Below are 4794 nucleotides of genomic sequence, written 5' to 3'. Positions count from 1 at the left end.
ACTCATGGAGACTTGGGTATAGCGGTCACCCACAGTGGTTTTTAATGCATGCCCATAGGGGTCATAAGCACTAAATTGCGTCGTACTTCCAACACCCATCAAGGTCCCAATGCCCTCCACCTTAGTCGAAGTGAGTGCCATCACACCCTGCTCATTGGTGCCATAGGTATGAGTGACTCTTTGTCCCGTTGTGGTGTTAGCCGGATTAAGCACGACACTTTCATGGGTTGTTTTATAGGCTACGGTTTGATTGGTGCTGCTCACCGTTGGCATTAACCACCCAAGACTATTTGTGAAGGCTTGGGTCGTGGCTTGAGTATGCTTCACCGTACTGTCTTCGCTAGTCACCGTGTTAGAGGTCACTTGGCAGTGGGCATTTTTAAGCGTGACATCCTTAACCGTTGTAACACTGATATTCGGGTTAACCGTCCATTTCGTGGTGGTGCTTTCTTGAGGGTAAAAACACGCGCTTTGGCCCACGACGTAACTTCCGGGTAAGGGTGCATTTTTTTGAACCGAATATTCGCTGAGGGTGTTATTGCTGCCATCAGTGACTTTGCTGTACTTCACCATTCCAGACCAAGGGAAGGTCTGTTCAAATTGAGTCAGAGTAGTAAGGCTTTCACTGTTAAGTGCATCGCTGCGCGTTTCAATGATGTCGCTAAATCCTTGAAAACCGCGTCCTGCGACATGGAAACGCGCATTTTTATAGCTGTATTGGGTGGTATCGACCCCGCCAACCCCATTATCGCTCTTTAGGGCTGATACCACTCGCATGGTGTTGGTGAAGTAAACATAAGGATAATTTAATGTCGACTCAGCAACACTATATCGTTGCTTCAGCTGGGTATAATCCAGTTGAAGTTTCTGTCCCATACCAGTATTAATACTGTTGATAACGGTATCTTGTGTCGTAGCATGGGCAAAAGCCAAAAATCCTACCGGGTAACTACTTGGCTTGCCACCTTGCTTACTGCCATAGAACCAAGTGCGCTTGACTGCATCCGACTCAAAACCGACCCCGGAGACAAAATCGACGCGGCCATCGCCCGTTAAATCAATCGGTGATAGTGTTGCTAACGCGCCATAAACTGGCAATTGCACATCGGTAAAGGTTTTGCCATCAGGGTTAGTCAGTAGCACATTCCAGTACCACACATCGTAATCGTAAAACTTAGGGGCAGATGCGCCATCAACGGCTGCACAGGCCTCATTAGAGCTCCAAGTCCAGCACTCATAAGTATATTTTTTACGGAGCCTGTCGGGATATAGAATATCTTGGCGGCCATCGCCGTTATAATCGACAAACTGGATAAACTGCTCATGCACATAGCCTGCAGGCCCTCCATGGCGAGGGTCCTCGGCAATCCGACCACCATTAGCAGTCCAAGCGAGCTCCTTCATTCCGGTGTTATAAGGTGCTTCAAATAATCCGGCCCCTTTATTGATAATGATATGTCGCGTAAAAAAGTTGTCGGTACTTTTGACTTTGTGCAGGGTTAAAATGTCGCTTAGTCCGTCACCATTCAAGTCCACCCATCGACTGGGGGTGGCGCGATACAACGTATTGACACTAATGGCAAAGGTTTGGTTTTTCTCGATAAATGAAACCGTGTTATTCGCACGGTTAAAGACAACCTTGTACCATTTTAGCGTTGAATTAAATTGGCTTGGCGCTAAATCTGGCACGCCATCACCATCCACATCGATAGGAATTAACGGCTCGGCAGCGCTGACACTGAAACTGCCGCGATAATCAAAACCATCACCCACAGCTTTACGCTGATAAGCCTTATAGGTGATGGTGAAATTACCGACACCGGCTTGCTTGTTGGTGGCTAATAGAATGTCTTTGCGACCATCCCCATCGAAATCCATGACGTGGCTAGCGCAAAATACATCTCCAAGCATTTGAGATACTGAAGCATAGCAAGTGGCATTAATCCCCGTGGAATAGGTGCGCTTGATGGCGCCGCTAGGAAGTAAACTGGTGATGATTAACTGTGAATTATTATCGGTATAGATAAAATCATCGGCCCCATCAAGGTCATAATCAATGGCACCATTGACCACATTGGTACTGTATTCATTCGATGCGGGAACACCATCGCCATTAATGTCTCCAGCCCAGTTTTCAGTACTCTTATACGGCAAAGTTCGATAACTGACCTTGGTGCCTGTACGAGAAAGATAGATACCATCTAATGGGATAGATAAATCTGCCACCCCATCACCGTCATAATCATTATCTTTGCGCACAGCCAAACCGACGGTGTAATTGTCATTGATGGCGGCAAGCGCATGATTTGTTATCAAGTTATGCTGATAACTGCGTTCAAACCAACCAAAATCGGTATTCAAGCATTGACTGGGGTCGGTACCATCACAGTAAGATAAACTGGCAAGTCTCGCCGCATCATTAAGTGCAGTGGGATTAAGTGGCGCATAATTCAATAGCCACTGCGCTTTCACATCGCCGTCTATCAGTACATCAATGCCACTGATGCGTTTATTGCTAATACTATAGCCGCCCCAATGGTAGCTGGTTTCTGCGGGTACAGCCGTATAGTTAACGTGCACGCTACGCGAACCCTGAGCGCCTTTATAGCCGGTGTAATAAATATCTTGAAGGTATCGATTCCCGGCAGAAGAGGTATCGTAAAAATACGTGACTTCATTACCATGCGAGTCTTGTGTGAGTTGTTGCAACCACGATGATGTAACGCTAACGCCGACAGGGATGATTCTGCTATTGGCGTTGCTTCCTAAAAGATGGTGCGTACCATTAGCCTCGTAGACTTTGAAGTAGGTAGTGCTGGTATTGAGCGCGCCACCCAACTGTTCAATGATGACAGTGGAATTGCGTTCGGTTTTATAAAAAGTACCTAATGCCCCGTAAACGCCCCGCACGCTGGAATTGGGGGCTGTTGTCACCACAAGTCGACTACCGTTGTAGCACAGCTTGTCATTACTGCTGTAGGTGGCATTGCTTGCGGTTGCATCTAAATCATAGATTTGACTACAGCGTGAAATACTGGAATACGCTGACAGTGACCAGCCCATTCCGGCCAAGCCCTCTCCCGCCTGGCTGCTGTAATTAAGTGACAGCGATGGCTGCACGCCATTTCGCCCCGGCGCGACTGTTAGCGGCACTGTGTAAGAAAACGCGCCACCATCAACCGTCGCTTGTCCTTGAATTTCGCCGACTAATTCATCAAACGCAGGTGACGCTAACGAGTTGCTGGCATCCGGGATAGTCGCAATACTGGCTAGGATTGATGATTGAGAGGGCGTTCCACCCGCAGGTGCCGTACCAACAAGCGTACTTGCACTGTAGGCGCTGCATGCCGTACCAATACAGGCATTGATGCGGTAGTAATAACCAGGGAGTGTCTTATTAGGGAGTTGCAATAATCGTTTGCTAGACCAATCACCGCTGCAAATATCACCCCCAACAGCAAACGTAGCATAGGCAGCTGTATTATCCGCTTGACCTAATCCCGTATAGATTGATGCCCAAGACTGATTATTGATGGATTCTTGGATATTAACGGCAGTGACAGAGCAATCAATACTCCAGCGTAATTCGACACGTGACGAAAAGCGACTACCGGAAAGAGAAGGTATTGCTACAGGTAAAGGAATACTTGGCAATATAGGGTCAATTTCAACATCAGGTTTTGTCAGCGCCGCCTCACTCGGTGCTACGCCAACCAGTCCACATAGTAATATTAAAGCGGCAAAAGATGAGTTACGGCGCTGTGTCCATAGCGGCAACATGGCATTCCCTTTAGTTTTAGTTCCTATTTTTGTCAAATGACAATACGAAAATAAACACATCTTGGCAACATAGAGTAAACACTTTATTTTATTTTTGAAATCGGGGGGGTAATCATGTTCTCTCATCGAGAATGAGCGGATTATTTTTAAGACGCAATACCGCTACACCAAGGCAATAGGGATGGTTTAACCATCCCTATTGCCTTGGTACACTTACATTTCAATGGATTCAGATATTCGCAGTGCATCTTCAATCTCAACACCTAAGTAGCGGACGGTGTTATCTAACTTGACATGGCCAAGCAAAATTTGAATCGCTCGAATATCTTTCGTTCTACGGTAAATCAATGTGGCTTTGGTTCGGCGCAGTGAATGCGTGCCGTATAATTCGCTATTTTGGCCTAACTGACGCGCCCAGTTTTTGACTATCGCGCGGTAATAGCTATAACTCATCGGCTGATGAGCACACCTTGGACTCGGAAATAAGTAGTCCTCTGCGATGAGTCGCTGTTCAAGTAACCAAGAGGTCAGACAATGTTGGGTTGGTGGCGTAATTTCAAATTGCACTTCACGGTGAGTTTTGCGTTGTGTTAAGCGCACGCGCGAATTGATGATGCCTGCTGAGGTTATGTCTTGAACTTTCAAATGCAGTAAGTCACAAGCGCGCAATTTTGAATCAATCACCAGATTAAGTAACGCTAACTCAGCAATATTATGCTCTAACTCCAAACGAGTGCGAATGCGCCAAATCTCTTCCAATTTAAAAGGTCGTTTTTGCCCCATGGGATGACCTTATATGCCAAGTGTCCATACAAACCTTCTCAGGTTGTGATGAATAGACACTTAAATTTTAGGAAATGGTGCGCTTAATTGGACACATATGGATTATAAAATCTCATGGATAAATGAAATTAAAGCGGAGTCAAAAAATGGAGTGCTAAATTGCTTTGGGGCAATAGCTTTTTTAGTTGAACGAACAGCGATAGGGTTAGTAAGGATTGGCATTGTTGCAAC

2 protein-coding genes are annotated in these 4794 nt (G+C 46.1%); both read right to left on the bottom strand.

Features of this window, described 5'->3' with window-relative positions; all coding sequences use genetic code 11:
- Window positions 1-3780 (bottom strand): SpvB/TcaC N-terminal domain-containing protein (locus Q4Q52_RS22060; protein ID WP_311991688.1); only part of this gene is annotated, 3780 nt, incomplete at its 3' end.
- A gap of 213 nt (window positions 3781-3993) precedes the next feature.
- The gene (locus Q4Q52_RS22055; protein WP_311991687.1) at window positions 3994-4563 is read right to left on the bottom strand and encodes a tyrosine-type recombinase/integrase; all 570 of its coding nucleotides are present in this window, start codon (window positions 4561-4563) and stop codon (window positions 3994-3996) included.
- Between the last annotated feature and the right edge of the window lie 231 nt (window positions 4564-4794).

It is taken from the genome of Shewanella sp. SP1S2-4, from assembly GCF_031932075.1.
Taxonomy (GTDB): domain Bacteria; phylum Pseudomonadota; class Gammaproteobacteria; order Enterobacterales; family Shewanellaceae; genus Shewanella; species Shewanella baltica.
Note: the sequence above shows the minus strand (reverse complement) of the source record. Positions and strands in the feature narration are given on the sequence as shown.